The organism is Nesterenkonia sp. PF2B19 (genome assembly GCF_001758425.2).
Taxonomy (GTDB): Bacteria; Actinomycetota; Actinomycetes; order Actinomycetales; family Micrococcaceae; genus Nesterenkonia; species Nesterenkonia aethiopica.
The window spans coordinates 1-15,956 of record NZ_MDSS02000029.1 but is presented as its reverse complement, the minus strand read 5'-3'; the positions used below and the strand labels follow the sequence as shown (position 1 = coordinate 15,956).

18 protein-coding genes and 2 pseudogenes are annotated in these 15,956 nt (G+C 71.0%); 10 read left to right on the top strand and 10 right to left on the bottom strand.

The window, feature by feature from the left end; all coding sequences use genetic code 11:
* Positions 1-40 precede the first annotated feature (40 nt).
* From ygfZ to BCY76_RS09940, 3 genes and pseudogenes are all read right to left on the bottom strand, one after another.
* Positions 41-1,268, bottom strand: a pseudogene (gene ygfZ, locus BCY76_RS09950) (CAF17-like 4Fe-4S cluster assembly/insertion protein YgfZ).
* Between the two features lie 24 nt (positions 1,269-1,292).
* Positions 1,293-1,907 carry an FABP family protein gene (locus BCY76_RS09945; protein WP_070159009.1) on the bottom strand — a complete coding sequence of 205 codons (615 nt, stop codon included), beginning with the start codon at positions 1,905-1,907 and terminating at the stop codon, positions 1,293-1,295.
* 12 nt (positions 1,908-1,919) lie between these two features.
* A complete protein-coding gene (locus tag BCY76_RS09940; RefSeq protein ID WP_070159010.1) occupies positions 1,920-3,056 on the bottom strand; it encodes a hypothetical protein in 1,137 nt (378 codons plus the stop codon).
* A 186-nt stretch (positions 3,057-3,242) separates the two neighbouring features.
* Between BCY76_RS09940 and BCY76_RS09935 the strand changes: the two genes are divergently transcribed.
* From BCY76_RS09935 to asd, 9 genes are all read left to right on the top strand, one after another.
* Entirely contained in the window at positions 3,243-3,929 is a 687-nt protein-coding gene (locus tag BCY76_RS09935) for a response regulator transcription factor (protein ID WP_070159011.1), read from the top strand.
* Between the two features lie 48 nt (positions 3,930-3,977).
* Entirely contained in the window at positions 3,978-4,307 is a 330-nt protein-coding gene (locus BCY76_RS09930; RefSeq protein WP_070159012.1) for a putative quinol monooxygenase, read from the top strand.
* A 53-nt stretch (positions 4,308-4,360) separates the two neighbouring features.
* Positions 4,361-5,377 carry a mycothiol synthase gene (mshD, locus tag BCY76_RS09925; protein ID WP_070159013.1) on the top strand — a complete coding sequence of 339 codons (1,017 nt, stop codon included), beginning with the start codon at positions 4,361-4,363 and terminating at the stop codon, positions 5,375-5,377.
* A 37-nt stretch (positions 5,378-5,414) separates the two neighbouring features.
* A complete protein-coding gene (locus BCY76_RS09920; RefSeq protein ID WP_083277335.1) occupies positions 5,415-6,509 on the top strand; it encodes an NUDIX hydrolase in 1,095 nt (364 codons plus the stop codon).
* Between the two features lie 32 nt (positions 6,510-6,541).
* Positions 6,542-6,877 carry a GNAT family N-acetyltransferase gene (locus tag BCY76_RS09915; protein WP_070159014.1) on the top strand — a complete coding sequence of 112 codons (336 nt, stop codon included), beginning with the start codon at positions 6,542-6,544 and terminating at the stop codon, positions 6,875-6,877.
* A 56-nt stretch (positions 6,878-6,933) separates the two neighbouring features.
* Positions 6,934-7,755, top strand: a complete 822-nt coding sequence (locus tag BCY76_RS09910) for a thymidylate synthase (protein ID WP_170922649.1) — start codon at positions 6,934-6,936, stop codon at positions 7,753-7,755.
* Entirely contained in the window at positions 7,752-8,345 is a 594-nt protein-coding gene (locus BCY76_RS09905) for a dihydrofolate reductase (protein WP_070159015.1), read from the top strand. The genes BCY76_RS09910 and BCY76_RS09905 overlap by 4 nt, the downstream gene beginning before the upstream one ends.
* A 68-nt stretch (positions 8,346-8,413) precedes the next feature.
* Positions 8,414-8,695: a hypothetical protein gene (locus tag BCY76_RS09900; RefSeq protein ID WP_139827724.1), complete on the top strand. Its 282-nt coding sequence runs from the start codon at positions 8,414-8,416 to the stop codon at positions 8,693-8,695.
* Between the two features lie 95 nt (positions 8,696-8,790).
* Positions 8,791-9,996, top strand: a complete 1,206-nt coding sequence (gene asd, locus BCY76_RS09895) for an aspartate-semialdehyde dehydrogenase (RefSeq protein WP_083277333.1) — start codon at positions 8,791-8,793, stop codon at positions 9,994-9,996.
* Between the two features lie 177 nt (positions 9,997-10,173).
* Here asd and BCY76_RS09890 read toward each other — a convergent pair.
* The 7 genes and pseudogenes from BCY76_RS09890 to BCY76_RS09860 form a co-directional block, all read right to left on the bottom strand.
* A pseudogene (locus BCY76_RS09890) lies at positions 10,174-11,305 on the bottom strand (UDP-N-acetylmuramate dehydrogenase).
* Positions 11,305-12,105 (bottom strand): amino acid ABC transporter ATP-binding protein, encoded by an 801-nt coding sequence (locus tag BCY76_RS09885; protein ID WP_070159017.1) that lies wholly within the window; start codon positions 12,103-12,105, stop codon positions 11,305-11,307. Before BCY76_RS09885 ends, BCY76_RS09890 begins: the two are co-directional and overlap by 1 nt.
* 15 nt (positions 12,106-12,120) lie before the next feature.
* Positions 12,121-12,909 (bottom strand): amino acid ABC transporter permease, encoded by a 789-nt coding sequence (locus tag BCY76_RS09880; RefSeq protein WP_070159018.1) that lies wholly within the window; start codon positions 12,907-12,909, stop codon positions 12,121-12,123.
* A 5-nt stretch (positions 12,910-12,914) separates the two neighbouring features.
* Positions 12,915-13,937 carry an ABC transporter substrate-binding protein gene (locus BCY76_RS09875; protein WP_070159019.1) on the bottom strand — a complete coding sequence of 341 codons (1,023 nt, stop codon included), beginning with the start codon at positions 13,935-13,937 and terminating at the stop codon, positions 12,915-12,917.
* Positions 13,938-14,063: 126 nt separating this feature from the next.
* A complete protein-coding gene (locus BCY76_RS09870) occupies positions 14,064-14,522 on the bottom strand; it encodes a MaoC family dehydratase (protein ID WP_070159020.1) in 459 nt (152 codons plus the stop codon).
* Positions 14,519-14,902 (bottom strand): FAS1-like dehydratase domain-containing protein, encoded by a 384-nt coding sequence (locus tag BCY76_RS09865; RefSeq protein ID WP_442935356.1) that lies wholly within the window; start codon positions 14,900-14,902, stop codon positions 14,519-14,521. Before BCY76_RS09865 ends, BCY76_RS09870 begins: the two co-directional genes overlap by 4 nt.
* Positions 14,903-14,977: 75 nt before the next feature.
* The gene (locus BCY76_RS09860; RefSeq protein WP_070159021.1) at positions 14,978-15,253 is read right to left on the bottom strand and encodes a hypothetical protein; all 276 of its coding nucleotides are present in this window, start codon (positions 15,251-15,253) and stop codon (positions 14,978-14,980) included.
* 135 nt (positions 15,254-15,388) lie between these two features.
* On the opposite strand from BCY76_RS09860, the gene BCY76_RS09855 reads away from it, so the two are divergent.
* On the top strand, positions 15,389-15,956 hold a 568-nt coding region (locus BCY76_RS09855; RefSeq protein ID WP_201791111.1), incomplete at its 3' end, for a hypothetical protein.

Genomic DNA, 15,956 nt, shown 5'->3' with positions numbered 1-15,956 from the left:
GTCCTGCCCGGACCCGGCCGCCGCCCGCGGTGTGTGGGGCTCAGCGGGGGCCGCGCAGGAAGTCGCCCTGCGGACGCCCGACCGTCTTGCCGGCGTCGGGCCGCACGATGAGCTCCTGGGCGGCGGCGTAGAAGGTCTGCACGGGTGCGGCGGCATCGCCGGCGCCCTCGGCCTCAACCTTGCCCTCGGCCTCAACCTCCGCCTCGGCCTGCGACGTGTCACGCACCACCAGGCGGGCTTCGGGATCCACCCGGCGCTTGAGCAGCGCCAGAGCGATCGGACCCATCTCGTGGTGCCGGGCCACCGAGGTCACGGTGCCCACGGACCGCTCGGAGGACAGGCTCTCCGCGGTGGCGGCGTCCACGTCGGCCGGCGCCAGGACGGCGGATCCGGCCGCGGGCAGCGTGTGCTCGCTGCCGTCCAGGTGCAGGAACACCAGACGGCGCGGCGGGTGCCCCAGATTGTGCACCCGGGCGACCGTCTCCTGCCCCCGGTAGCAGCCCTTCTCCAGATGCACTGCGGTGCGGATCAGGTCGAGTTCGTGCGGGATGGCCTTCTCATCCACCTCGGTGGCCAGTCGAGGCCGCCAGGAGGCGATGCGCAGCGCCTCGGCGGCGAGCACTCCGGCCAGGCGCAGGCCCTGGACCTCCAGCGCGTCGACGGCGTCGGTCAGCCGGGGGCGCTCCACCAGGGTCAGGTGCCAGGACCAGTCGGAGCCCGGGTGGTCGGCCTCGTCGACGGCGGCGTAGCTGGCCGCACCGGGCCCCAGTCGCGGCCACGGATCCTCCCAGCGCACCGGCAGCTCCCCGGGGAGGTCCTGCGGCAGCGCCGTAGTGGAGCCGAGCACCGCCACCTCGCCGGTGCGGTCGGCGATCTCCACGCGCAGCATGAACTTCATGGACTCCAGCCAGGAGGCCAGCTGGGCGCCGTGGCCGCCCTCGGTGATCAGCCAGGCGGTCTCACCGTCGTCGATCACCGCGGCGTCATGCTCGATGCGCCCGGAGACGTCGAGCAGCAGCAGCTCGGTGGACTGCCCGGCAGGCAGCGACGCCACCTGCTGGGAGGACAGCGTGGTCAGCCAGGAGAGCCGGTCCGGCCCGGTGACGGTGACCACCGCTCGATGGGAGAGGTCCACGACGGCGCGGCCCTGGTCCAGGGCGCGCTGCTCGCCGGTCGGGTCGCCGTAGTGGGCGGCGACGGCGGCGTCCACGCCTCCTGCGGCGACCGCGCTCACGGGCCAACAGCGGACTGGTGCTCTCGGTGCTCACGGGGATGCTCCTTCGGCGGGGTGATCAGTCGGCCGACTCGGCCGCCGTCGCCCGGCGATCCAGGATCGCGGAGGCGTGGGGCTCCATCTCGCCGTCGACGCCGCGGGTGTCCCAGCGCCAGAACAGCTGGCCGTTCACCAGGCCGAACATGCGAGTGGCCCCGCCGTATTCCGCAGCGTGCTCGCCGCGCATGACCGCGTCGGTCGCGATCTGCAGCTGCGGACCCTTGATCTGGCCGTAGTACAGCTCCGTGAGGCTGCCAGGGTGGGAGATCGTCGCCGTGATCGGGTAGGAGCCGTCGTCATTGACGAGGTCCTCCACCTCGGAGGCCGTCTTGTAGGCCGGCACCACGTCGGCAGGGCTCAGCCCGGGGCCGACGTCGGCGTCGGCGCGCGGACGGTCCAGGGACCAGAAGCCGGTCTCCACGCTCAGCGGGCGCAGCCGGGCGCCGGACTCATCGGTGAGCCAGGACACGGCACGGTACTCCACGAACTCCAGCCCCGAGTCCCGGAATGTGACGTGCTGGGTGAAGGTCGGGTCGGACTCCTCCCCTGAGCCGAGGCGGCCCTGCCCCTCCCAGCTGCCGAGCAGCCAGTACAGGGGAGCCAGCTCAGGGGTGAGGTCAGTGGGCAGCTCCATAGGTGCCAAGGGTCAGCGCTGCCCCTTGTACAGGCGAGACACGACGGTCCAGGAGATGCCGGCGATGACCAGCGTCGCCAGGATCAGCAGCCCGATGAAGAAGATCTCCAGGGCCAGCAGCGAGACGTTCTGCAGTGCGAATTCCATGCCGCAGAGTCTACCTCCGACGCCGGCCCCGTGCGCCGCGCCCGACCGCAGATGACCTGCGCCCCGTCCGACGCTCGTGGAGCCCGTGGAGCCCGTGGAGCCCGTGGAGCCCGTGGAGCCCGTGGAGCCCGTGGAGCCCGTGGAGCCCGTGGCGGCTTCAGACGAACAGCAGACGCTCGGTGAAGTAGACCAGAGCTCCCATGCCGGCGATCGGAGCCGCCCCCACCGCCATCGCGGACAGCGTGGCGCCGGCGCCCCCTGAATGATCAGGAAACGGCGCATCGCCGCGATGAGCGCCCCCGCGACCAGACCCAGCAGTCCGGAGAACAGCAGGGTCAGCTCGCCCCAGAGCAGCGCCGTGCCCAGAGATCCTGCGAAACCGCCGAGGAGCACCAGCGGCAGGGCGACGGCGTCTCGCACCGGCAGGCAGGCCATCAGCACGGACACGGCCAGGCTGATCCCCGCCAGCCCGACCACCGACAGGTCGCCCCCCGCGCCGGTGACGTCCAACAGGGCCCAGTCCTCGAACAGCGCCAGCCCGGGCACCGCCAGCACGCCGAGGGCGTCCTCACCATCAGCGAGGCCGACCAGCTCGGCGGGATAGCGCAGGCCGGCCACCCATCCGGCCGCCGTCGTGGAGATCACCACACCCGCACTCGCCCCCAGGGTGGACTCCAACCGGTGGGGCCGGCCGGTGCCGCGCAGCACCTGGATGACGAACACCGCCATGACCCCGAAGGCCAACGCCACCGAGGACCAGAAGAACAGGGACTCCACCTCGTTGACGATGGCCGCACCCAGGGCGGCGACGACGCCTGCCAGCAGGATGACCGCCGACAGCGAGCGCCGCGCCGTCACCCCCATGAGCTGGGGCCAGCCGAGGGCCAGGATCACGCAGATGGCGCAGACGACCGCGGTGAGCGCGGCGGTGCCCGCCCAGGAACCCGCCACCAGGGCGATCGCCGAGAGCAGGGCCGAGGCGGCCACCGGGAAGTACTTCACATCACGCCATCTTGCCAGAGGTGGCCCGCGGTCCTTCCGTGACGCGGCCCGCGGGCCGCTGACCAGCGGTGCCGATATACTCGTCGTCGTGCGGTCCCAGGCGCACGAGACGGCGACGTCATAGTCGGCGCCGACGACGCGCCGGCGGTCACACTGGGAGACGACTCACGCGAGGGAGGGACCCGGATGGCTCAGGTGCTGCTGCTCTCTGACGCCCCCGACGACGCCCTGCCCTCCCTGGAGCTGCTGACCCACCGGGTCCGCGTCTTCCCCGCCGAAGCCTCCTCCATCGTGCGGGCGCCGAACGCCGACATCACCCTGGTGGACGCCCGTCGCCAACTGGCCCACGCCCGCTCGCTGTGCCAGCTGGTGAAGTCCTCGATGCTGACCCCGATCATCGTCATCGTCTCCGAGGCCGGGCTGGCCACCCTCAACGAGTCCTGGCAGATCGACGACTTCGTGCTGGCCGACGCGAACCCCGGCGAGGTCGACGCCCGGATCCGGCTGGCCGCCGTCGAAGTCGAGGAGGAGGCCCCCACCGGAGAGATCCGCGCCGGGGGAATCACCATCGACGAGACCACCTATATGGCCACCATCGACGGGCGACTCCTGAACCTCACCTATAAGGAGTTCGAGCTGCTCAAGCACCTGGCGCTGCACCCCGGCCAGGTCTTCACCCGCGACCGGCTGCTCCACGACGTCTGGGGCTATGACTACTTCGGCGGCACCCGGACCGTGGACGTCCACATCCGTCGCCTGCGCGCCAAGCTCGGCCCGGACCACGAGTCGCTGATCGGCACGGTGCGCAACGTCGGCTACCGGCTGGTGGTCGCCGACGCCGGCAAGGACAGCGACGACGACGCCGACGCCTGACCACAGACCACCAGTCCCCGTCCGCCCACGTCCAGGAGGATCTCCCCCATGAGCACTGCCCAGCCCGTCGTCGTCACCGCCTCCTTCCACCCCGCCGAAGGTCGGCGCGACGAGGTCATCGCCGCCCTCGAGAAGGCGATCCCCCGCGTCCACGAGGAGCCCGGCTGCAACCTGTACTGCATCCAGGACGCCCCGGACGGCACGCTGCTGATGATCGAGCACTGGGACTCCGCGGAGGCGCTCGACGCCCACGGAGCCGGCGAGCCCGTGGCGGAGCTGAACCGGGACCTGGAGGGGTCCCTCGCCCGCCCGGTGGAGGTCACTCGGCTGACCCCTCGGCCGATCGGCCAGCCTGCCAAGGGCGCCCTCCTCGGCTGAGACCCCGGCACCCGTCCTCCGATACGGCGCCCGTCCTCGGATACAGTGGAGACATGAGGCCCCAGGAGACCCAGACCGCCCCTGAGACGACCGTCGAACTGTGCGGAGGCGCCCCCACCGCAGACCAGGTGGACGCCCTGGTCGAACTGGCCCGCGCCGCAGAGGAGGCGGACGCCAATCCGCCGTTCTCGGAGCAGACCCTGGTGGAGCTGCACCAGGCCGCCGACTCCGGCGACCCCCAGGCCCCGCTGCGCATCGCCTACGCCTGGGCCGCCCCGGACGAGCACCGCACCGATCATCAGCATCTGCTCACCGGCGCCGGCGTCGTCGTCCTCGGTGCCGAGGACGCCCCCGACGTCCTCGAGCTGGTGGTCCGCCCCAACTGCCGCCAGCACGGCATCGGCGGGCAGCTCACCGCAGCCCTGGCCGACGACGTCCTCGCTCCGCAGCCCGGACGCGTCCAGCGGGCTTGGGCCCACGGTGAGCACGACGCCGCCGCCCGCCTGGCCACCCGCTACGGCTGGGCCCCGGTCCGCGAACTGTGGCGGATGCGCCTGACCTCGCTGGACGAGGTCCCCTCCCCCCGCCTGCCGGAGAGCGTCACCATCCGGGCCTTCGAGCCCGGCCGTGACGAGGAGGACTGGCTGCGGGCCAACGCCGCCGCCTTCGCCACCCACCCCGAGCAGGGCCGCCTCACCCGGGCGGACCTCGATGCCCGCATGGCCGAGGACTGGTTCGATCCGTCCGGCTTCCTGCTCGCCGAGGAGGACGGTCAGCTGCTGGGCTTCCACTGGACCAAGGTCCACCCCGGCGAGGACGGCGGAGCCGAACCGCTGGGCGAGGTCTACGTGGTCGGCGTCGTCCCGGATGCGCAGGGCCGCGGACTCGGGTACTCTCTGACGCTGGCCGGCATCGAGCATCTGCGCTCGCAGGGGCTGGGCGCGATCATGCTCTACGTGGACGCGGACAACACCGCCGCCGTGGAGCTCTACCGCAAGCTCGGGTTCACCCGCTGGGACGTGGACACCATGTACGCCCCGGTGACCGAGCCCGGTGCGGAGCCCGCCTGACCCATCCCGACTGCGTGAGACAGCGAGCATCCATCCGATGAACCCCCGGCCGAGCGCCCGCGCCGAGAGCACCGGCACCACCTCCGGTGACGTCCCTGCCAGCCTCACCGACTCCGACGAGACGCCCGCCGCCGCAGGAGGTCCCTTGCGCCGAGTCCCCCGCCGCCGCACGCCGGCCCACGCCGACGACGGCACCGACGCCCAGATCCTCGCCGCCGGAGCCCTCTGCTGGCGCCTGCACCGCGGGGAGCTGGAGGTGCTGCTCATCCACCGGCCCCGCTATGACGACTGGTCCTTCCCCAAGGGGAAGCTCGACCCCGGCGAGACCCTGCCCGAATGTGCCGTGCGGGAGGTCGCCGAGGAGATCGGGCTCAAAGTCCGCCTGGGCGTGCCGCTGCCGATCACCCGCTACGACGTGAGGAAGAACGGGCGCGCCAAGCCCAAGGAGGTCTGGTACTGGGCGGCCCGGATCATGGAGGGCACCCCGACGCCGGACGGCTCCGAGACCGACGAGGTCCGGTGGGTCTCGGTGGACACCGCCCGCGAGATGCTCACCAATGTCACGGACCGTGAGCCGCTGGACGAGCTCGAGCGGCTGCATGCGGACCTGCGGCTGCACACCAGCCCGTTCGTGGTGCTGCGCCACGCCAAGGCCAAGCCTCGGGCCAGCTGGTCCCGCGCCGAGGGCGAACGCCCCCTGGCGGCCACCGGGAAGCGCCAGGCCAAGGCCGTGGAGCGGCTGCTGACCGCCTGGCGGCCGCGGCTGATCGAGACCTCCCCGTGGCGTCGCTGCGTGGAGACCGTGGCGCCCTATGTGAAGCGTCACCGTCACAAGCTCAAGCACCGCAAGTCCCTCACGGAGAAGCGTGCCGAAGAGGATCCGCGCAAGACCCTCCACCGCACCCGCAAGTGCCTGGAGGTCCTGCAGCCCACGGTGCTGTGCACCCACCGTCCGGTGCTGCCGATCGTGCTCGGGGAGGTCCGCAGCTGGATCCACGACGAGCGCCTGCTCCAGGCCATGCCGGAGGCCGACCCCTTCCTGAAGCCAGGCGCGGTGCTGGTCGCCCAGCAGGCGGTGGACCGCAGCGGCGAGATCGTCTCCGTGGAGGTCTACGAGCCGTTCGAGGACTGACAGCCGGTCGAACGTGACGGTAGTCTCACCGTATGAGCGTTGAGAAGAACGTCCACCCCACTGCGGTGCTTCGTCGGGATGAGGACCGCGGCCGTGCCGAGCTGTGGGACACCCTGGACGGCGTCGAGACCTTCATCGGGTTCATCGGCTACACCGAGGAGACCATCGGCGGCCGGCAGGTGAAGCGCCTGCAGCACACGATCATCGATCCGCAGTTCGGCCGTCGCGGCTATGCCCGCTGCCTGGTCACGCTGCTGCTGGACGAGCTCGTCGCCGAAGGGTGGGCGTTCCTCTCCGAGTGCAGCTACATCGATCAGTACCTGCACCGCTATCCGGAGTACCGGAAGCACCAGGCGCCGGTGAGCTGAGCGGGACGGTCGACGTCGGCCCGTCCGCACCCGGCGCGCCTCCGGCGTCGGCCGGTATGCTGGGCACCGTGAGCGACGCGATCCCCACCCCGTATGAGGACCTGCTGGCCGAGGTGCTGGCCGAGGGCACGCCCAAGTCGGACCGCACCGGCACCGGAACGCGCAGCGTCTTCGGCCGGCAGCTGCGCTTCGACCTGCATGACTCGTTCCCCCTGATCACCACCAAGCGTGTGCACTTCAAGTCGGTCGCGCTGGAGCTGCTGTGGTTCCTGCGCGGAGACTCCAACGTGCGCTGGCTCCAGGAGCGCGGTGTGCGGATCTGGAACGAGTGGGCCGACGAGGACGGCGAGCTGGGCCCGGTCTACGGCGTGCAGTGGCGCAGCTGGCCCACTCCCGACGGCGGCTCCATCGATCAGATCGCGCAGGTGGTCGACTCGCTGCGCACGAATCCGGACTCGCGCCGCCACGTGGTCACTGCCTGGAATCCGGCCGAGGTGGAGAAGATGGCCCTTCCGCCCTGCCATGTGATGTTCCAGTTCCATGTGGCCGAGGGTCGGCTGTCCTGCCAGCTGTACCAGCGCAGCGCGGACCTGTTCCTAGGTGTGCCGTTCAACATCGCCTCCTATGCCCTGCTGACCCTGATGGTCGCCCAGCAGACCGGCCTGGAGCCTGGAGAGTTCATCTGGACCGGTGGGGACTGCCACATCTACGACAACCACGTGGAGCAGGTCACCGAGCAGCTCTCCCGGGCCCCCTACCCGTATCCGCGCCTGCGGATCGGCCGCACTCCGGAGTCGATCTTCGCCTACGAGTATGAGGACTTCGAGGTCCTCGACTACCAGCACCACCCCACCATCTCCGCACCGGTGGCCGTATGACGACGCCCGAGTCCGCCGCCCGCCCCTGGGTCGGGATGATCTGGGCGCAGACCCGCGACGGCGTGATCGGCCGCGACGGCGACATGCCGTGGCACCTTCCGGAGGACTTCGCGCACTTCCGCGCCCAGACGCGCGGCCGCCCGGTGGTGATGGGGCGTCGTACCTGGGAGTCGCTGCCGGAGTCCGTCCGTCCCCTGCCGGGACGGCGCAACATCGTCATCACCGGTGACGCCGACCGGGCCGCGACGATCACCGCCGCCGGCGCCGAGACGGCGTCCTCCCTGGACGCCGCCCTCGATCTGGCCTGCTCGCCGGGTGCCGACGGGCAGCCGCCTGCGAAGGTCTGGATCCTCGGTGGAGGGCGCATCTACGCGGAGACCGTGGAGCAGGACCTCGCCGACGCCGCGGTGGTGACGGTCATCGACCTCGACGTCGACGGCGACACCTACGCCCCGCAGCTGCCGCCGTCGCGCTGGGAGCTCTGCGCCGCAGACCCCGCAGAGGGCTGGCACACCGCCGCCGACGGGCAGCGCTACCGCTTCGAGACTCTCTGCCGCCACGACGGCGAAGAGGATCCCGACAGCGACTGAGCCTTCCGGCGCCGGACCGGCGGCCGGGGAACCGTGACACTGACCCACCGGCGGCCTACCGTCGTGTCATGAGCACGATGCCAGGGCTGGGCGAGGCGGAGGACTGGAGCGCCGACGCGCCCCACCGCAAGCTGTGGAAGCTGCTGCTCGGCGTCCTTCTGCTGCTCGTCGCCGTCGGTGTGGTGATCGGCGCCGCGGCGCAGTACATCGGCGACACCTCCTCAGGATTCGCCGCAGGCGACCCCCTCGGGGTCTACCTGATCGGCATGCTGCTGGGCGGGTTCCTGTTCGTGGTGGTGCCCGCCGTCGTCGCCGCCTGGCTGATCTGGAGCTGGCGCCGCGGCCTCTGACTCGAGCCGGGGTCGGCCCGGATGATGACGCCGCATGAGCCGGACGTGATGCTCACCACTCGGTCTCACGGACCGAGTTCGTTACCCTGGTAGGCATGGCTTCTACGACATCCCCCGCAGTCTCGGCCCTCTCCGACGCCACCGGCGCGACCCCGTCCGTCGGCATCGTCGGCTGGCGCGGCATGGTCGGCTCCGTGCTCATCCAGCGCATGCTCGACGAGGGGGACTTCGACCACATCTCCCCGGTGTTCTTCTCCACCTCCAACGCCGGCGGGCCCGCCCCGAGCTTCGACGGCGTGCAGCCGGCCGAGGACACGCTCCAGGACGCCTATGACCTGGACACCTTGGCGAAGCTGCCGATCATCGTCACCGCGCAGGGCGGCGACTTCACGAAGGCCGTCCACCCGAAGCTGCGCGCGGCCGGATGGGACGGCATCTGGATCGACGCCGCCTCGACGCTGCGCATGGCCGAGGACTCCATCATCACCCTCGACCCCATCAACCGGGACGTCATCGACGCCGGCCTGGCCGCCGGCGTGAAGGAGTTCATCGGCGGCAACTGCACCGTCTCCTGCATGCTGATGGGCTTGGGCGGACTGTTTTCCGAGGGCCTGGTCGAGTGGGGCACGGCGATGACCTACCAGGCGGCCTCCGGCGGCGGCGCCAAGCACATGCGCGAGCTGCTGACCCAGTTCGGCGACCTGCACAGCGCCGTGGGCGAGGAGCTCGCCGATCCGGCCTCCGCGATCCTGGAGATCGACCGCAAGGTCCTCGAGTCCCAGCGCGGCGGCCTGGACGCCTCCCAGTTCGGAGTGCCGCTGGCCGGCTCGCTCATCCCCTGGATCGACGCGGACCTCGGCAACGGCGTCGCCAAGGAGGAGTGGAAGGCCGGGGTGGAGACCAACAAGATCCTGGGCCGCGGCGACTCACTGGCCCCCGGGGTGGAGCGCCGCGGGGAGAGGATCCCGTTCGACTCCCTGTGCGTGCGGGTGGGCGCCCTGCGCTCCCACTCCCAGGCACTGACCCTGAAGCTGCGCGAGGACCTCGAGGTCTCTGAGATCGAGTCGATCATCGCCGCCGGCTCCGACTGGGCGAAGGTGGTCCCCAACGAGAAGGAGGCCACCATGGAGCAGCTCACCCCGGTGGCCGCCACCGGCGAGCTGACCATCCCGGTGGGCCGCATCCGCAAGCTGGAGATGGGCCCGGAGTACATCTCCGCCTTCACCGTGGGCGACCAGCTCCTCTGGGGTGCGGCCGAGCCGCTGCGCCGCATGCTGCTGATCGCGGTCGGCAAGCTCTGAGGACGCCCCACTCCCGCTGACGCCTCGGCGCTTTCTCCGGCACCCCGCGCCACCACACGACGACGGCGCCCTGCCTCCTCAGCGAAGCAGGCGCCGTGTCGTGTGGTCGGGCAGTGACGACCGCGCTCCGAGAGCCGCAGCCAGGAGCCCTGCTCAGAACTCTCCTCGAAGCGCTGCTCAGAGCTCGCAGCCGATGAGCACCGGCTCGGGGTGCAGTTCGATGCCGAAGGTCTCCCGGACCCGGTCGCGGACCGCTCCAGCCACCGCCAGCAGGTCCGCTGTGGAGGCCTCACCACGGTTGGTGACGGCCAGCGTGTGCTTGGTGGACAGTGACGCACGGCCCTCCACCAGCTCCGCCCCGAAGCCCTTCTGGCAGCCGGCGCGGTCGATGAGCCAGGCCGCGGAGAGCTTCACCCGCGGGGATCCGTCCACATCCGGCAGGGCAGGGAAGCGCGGCGCCCCCTCGGGCAGGGTGGCCAGCACATCCTCCCCCACGATCGGGTTGGTGAAGAACGAACCGGTGGACCAGGTGTCGTGGTCCTCGGGGTCCAGGACCATGCCCTTGCCGGCCCGCAGGGCCAGCACCGTGGTGCGCACGTCGGCCAGCGGCGCACGCCGCTGATCCTCCGCCGCGTTGACGTCCAGGCCCAGGGAGCGCGCCAGCTCCGCATAGCGGACCGGCGACGACCGCGTGGCCTCACCTCGGTGCGTCAGACGGAACCGCACCGAGAGCACCACGTAACGCGGCGAACCGTGCAGCGTGGTGCGCTTGAGCACCGAGTCCCGGTACCCGAAGTCCAGCTCCTCGTTGCTCAGCGTCACGACCTCGCCCAGCAGCCGGTCCCAGGCGCGGACGTCCACCAGCGTCTGGGACACCTCGGCCCCATAGGCGCCCACGTTCTGCACCGGGGTCGCCCCGGCGGCCCCGGGGATCCCGGAGAGGGCCTCCAGGCCCGCATACCGGCGCTGCACGGTCCAGGCGACGACGTCGTCCCATTCATGTCCGGCCGCGACGGTGACCAGCACGTCGCCGTCGTCGTCGTTCACCGGTGCCGCGGTGATGCCGGTGAAGGCCAGCTGCAGCACAGTGCCGGCGAAGCCGTCGTCGGCCACCAGCAGGTTGGAGCCGCCTCCGAGCACCAGCAGGGTGTCCCCGCCGGCGGCGCGGTCCTCCTCGGACGGCAGCGGATGGCGGGAGAGCGTCTGCAGGGCCTCGAACTCGGTGCCGGCGATCGACCCACTCCCCTGCGGTGCCGCCCACTCGGGCGGTGGTGTGGTCGCTGAACCGGCGCATGACGGTCTGCCGCATCAGTCCCGGATGTCCACGTCGGTCGGGTTCAGCACTCGGCGCAGGAAGTCCTGGGTGCGGGGCTGCTGCGGGTCGCCGATGACCTCGGCGGCGGGGCCCTCCTCGACCACACGTCCCTGGTCCATGAACACGACCCGGTCAGCGACCTCCCGGGCGAAGGCCATCTCATGGGTCACCACGATCATGGTCATCCCGGCCTCGGCGAGCTGCCGCATGATCGCCAGCACATCCCCGACCGTCTCCGGGTCCAGGGCGGAGGTCGGCTCGTCGAAGAGCATCAGCGCCGGGCGCATGGTCAGCGCGCGGGCGATCGCCACCCGCTGCTGCTGGCCTCCGGAGAGCTGGTCCGGACGGCGCTGGGCGAGCTCCTCGAGCCCGACCCGGCGCAGCTGGGTCATGGCCTCCGCCTCGGCGTCCTCCTTCGGCTGTTTGAGCACCCGGCGCGGGGTGATCGTGCAGTTCTCCAGCACCGACAGGTGCGGGAAGAGGTTGAACTGCTGGAAGACCATGCCGATGTGTCGGCGCATGGCGTCCAGGTCGACGTCGGGATCGGTGGCCTCGAAGGAGCCCACCGTGATGGTCCCCGCGTTGGGGTCCTCCAGCCGGTTCACGCAGCGCAGCAGCGTGGACTTCCCGGACCCGGAGGCCCCGATGAGGCAGACCACCTCCCCGGGGCGCACCGACATGTCGATGCCCTTGAGCACCTCGTTGTCTCCGTAGGCCTTGTGAAGGCCCGTGATGGTCACCCCGGCGGGGCCGTCCTCCGCAGAGGAATGTTCGGCCAGTTCAGGCTCGGTCATGCGGATCGGGCCTCCCTATTTCTTCCTCGGCGAGCGGTGCTCCATGCGGCGCGCCAGGATGGACAGCGGCACAGTGATGATCAGATAGCAGGCGCCGGCGGCCACCAGCGGGGTCAGACCCGCCTGGTAGATGTTGATGCCGTCGCGTCCGAACTTGGTCAGCTCGGCCGCGCCCGCGGTCAGCCCGACCACGAAGATCAGCGAAGAGTCCTTGGTGAGCAGGATCGCCTCATTCGTCAGCGGCGGCAGCACGATGCGGAAGGCCTGCGGGATCTGGATGGAGACCATCGCCCGCCAGGCCGGCATGCCCAGGGCCCGTGCGGCCTCCACCTGGCCCTTCGGCACCGCCTGCAGACCGGCGCGCAGGGTCTCGGCGATGTAGGCGCTGGCGACCAGGCCGAGCGCCGAGCCGGCGATCTGCAGGGAGGTCAGGTTCCAGCCGAAGGCGATCGAGACGCCGAAGCCCAGGGCCAGGAACACCAGGATCGCAGGGATCCCGCGGAAGAACTCGATATAGGCGGTCGCCAGCCACCGGTAGACCGGGAAGCTGGAGAGCTTCATCAGGGCCAGCACCGTGCCGCCCAGCAGGCCGAGCACGAAGCCGACCGCCGTGTACTGCAGGGTGTTGACCAGCCCGACGGTGATGATGTCGGGGAACATCGGGCCGATGCGCTCGATGTCGAAGAAGCTGCGGTGGATCGCACTCCAGTCCATGATGAACAGGAGAGCGATCAGCACCGCGACGAAGAGGCCGGCCTGGATCCCGAGGCTCAGCCGTGCTCGGTCACGGGTCGTCAGTGCCATGCGGGTCAGTCGTCGTCCTCGTCGGCGTCAGCGTCATCGGCGTCGTCAGCGTCGTCCGCGTCATCGATCTCGTCGTCAGCGTCGTCAGCCTCCTCGGCGTCCTCCTCGTCGACGTCACCCTCCTCGGGAGTCTCGCCGCCGCCGAACCACAGGTCCTCGGCCTCGGCCATGAAGCCGCTGGACTCCATCTCCGCGAGGATCTCGTCCACCGCGTCGATGAGGTCCTGGTTGTCCGACTGGGCGGCGATGCCCAGCTGCTCGCCGGTGTCGATCTCCTCGACGAACTCGGAGCCCTCGTGCTCACCGGCCTGGTAGCCGAGGATGGAGATGTTGCCGATGGCGGCCTCCACCTGGCCGGACTCCAGCCCCTGGATGAGCAGCCCGGAATCGGGGTAGGAGCGGATCTGGTACCCCTGCTCCTCCGCGTAGGTCTCTCCGGTGGTGTCCGCCTGCACGCCCACCGTGATGGAGTCGTCGATGTCCTCCAGGGAGCCGATGCCCGCGTCGGAGGCGGCCAGCAGACCCAGGTTGTCGTCCAGATACGGCTCGGAGAAGAGCATGTTGCCGGCGCGCTGCTCGGTGATCGTCATCCCAGAGATGGCCAGGTCGCAGGACGCCGCGTTGAGCGCCACACCGGACTGGATGCCCTCGAAGCTGGTCTGCACCACCTCGAGCTCGACGTCGAGCACCTCCGCGATGCCCTCGGCGATGTCGATGTCGAAGCCGACGACCGCGCCGTCGGCGTCGTAGTACTCGAACGGCGGGTAGGGCACGTCCGAGCAGACGGTCAAGGTGCCCTCGGAGATCAGCTCAACCTCACCGACCTCGAGGTCGAGCTCGGTCTCCACCTGCGGCTCGGCCTCGACGTCGCCCTCTCCCTCATCCTCGCCGCCGCAGGCGGTCAGGGCCAGGGCGGCGATCGCCGTCACGCCGAGCCCTCTGGCCACGTGGGTGCGCCGCGGGGCGGCAGGGCGTGCGACGGGCGCGACGGCGCCCTCCGCGGTCTCGATCTCCGTGGTGCTGGGCATGAGAGGTCCCCTGTTCGCTGGTGCTCGTGGGCCGCGCCGGTGCGGGCGCGGCGAATCCGTGTGGCGATTATACGGTGCTGACCGGCCCGCGGACGGGATCCTCGGGCCCGTGATCAGGCGTGATCCTCAGAGCCGGACGCTGACCTGGGACTTCGCCAGGACCTTGGCGCCCTCCAGGCTCACCGTCAGATCGACGCGCGCCGTGGCGGCCCCGACGTCGACCGCTCCGACCTTCCCGCTGATCAGCAGCGTGGCGGTGGGTGTGTCCGGGGGTCCGGCCTCGGCATCCGGGACAGGAACCGGCTTGGTGAAGCGGGCCTGGTAGTCGACCACCCGGCCGGGGTCGCCCACCCAGTCGGTGGCCAGGTCCACGGCCAGGCCCATGGTGAGCATGCCGTGGGCGATGACACCGTCGAGGCCGACCTCCCGGGCGAAGCGCTCGTTCCAGTGGATGGGGTTGTGGTCGCCGGAGGCGGCCGCGTAGCGGAGCAGGTCCGCACGGGAGAGCCGGACCTCCCGGCTGCCGATCTCCTGGCCCTTCTCCAGCGTGTTGATGTCCGGGGTGGTGGTGTCCGGGGTGCTCATGCGTCCTCCTCCTCGGCACGCACCAGCAGGGAGGAGGTCACGGTGCTGCGCGCCTCGCCCTCGGCGGTGGTGATCTCGACCTTGGTGGTGACCATCGCCCCGGCACCCATGACCCGGATCCGGTCCAGGGTTGCCTGGGCGTGCAGCGTGTCGCCGGCCAGGATGGGGCTGTGGTGGGTGAAGCGCTCGTCGGCGTGCACCACGCGGGAGAAGTCGATGCCGACCTCATCGTCGGCCACCACGGCGGCCTCCGCGCGCTGGGCGACGACGACGGCGAAGGTCGGCGGGGCGACCAGGTCACGGTGACCCAGGACCGCGGCGGCGTCGACGTCATGGTGGGCGGGGTGCTCGGCCTTGACCGCGACGGCGAACTCGCGGATCGCCTCCCGGCTGACCTGATACGGCGCGGCCGCGGGTAGACCCGGCCCTCCGCCTCGGTGGTGATGCTCAACGCGTCAGCGCCCTCTCTTCTTCGACTGGTCCGCCCGGGCCTGGATGATCTGCTTGGCCTGCCGTTTGCGCAGCAGGATGGCGATCAGGTGGCTGATGATGCCCAGGCCGATGAGCCCGAGCCCGAGCCCGCGCAGGGTCGGCTCGAGGTCCGGCCCGACGGCGACGGCCGCCAGCACCACGCACACGACGCCGAGGAAGGTGGAGACCATCCCCAGCAGCAGCGTGCGTCGGTAGGCGGGCGTCCCGTTGGTCCACGGGTCCAGAGGCGGTGTGGTCATCGGGGCAATCCTACCGGGGACGGCGGCTCTGCCGGGCAGCTCCTCGCGCATGGGCCTGCGATGTGAGCCGGTTGTGAGGACCTCCGGCTAGGGTCCGGGGACACGCTGCACGCACGACTCCCCGAGGAGAAGCCGATGACCGACCAGCCGCACCGCCGGCCGCCGGAGCACCCGGCAGCCCCGGCGCCCGACAATCTCGGATTCGGCGCCGGACCGGCCCCCGGCTCCCTGCCGCCGCGCCTCGGATCTGCCCCGATGCTGCTGTGGCAGCGGATCGGTCTGGCCCTGCTGGCTGCCACGGTCGACACCGTCATCTTGGCGGTCAGTCTCCACGCGGCGGCACCCTCCTCCTTCCGCTGGCTGACCTTCCATCTGGAGGGCTGGCTGACCCTGAGCCTCATCGCTGTGCTGGCGGCGGGTATCGCCGCTCTGATCCGCGCGCTCACGGGCAGTGCGCTGCTCGCCGCCCTCGGCGTCGTGGGCTTCCTGCTGCTGGACTCGCTGCGTTTTGTGGTCACCGTCCTGACGTCGCCGGATGTCCACACACCCGACTCTCTCTGGCACTACGTCCAGTTCTGGGCGCTCGTCCTGCTGGCCTGTGGGCTGCCAGACCTGCTCCCGTCCGGCCGTCGCGGACCCCGCGCCATGCCTCGCTTCCCCGCGGGTCGGCGCCCCGCTGCGCGTCCGGCCGCTCGGCTGGTCG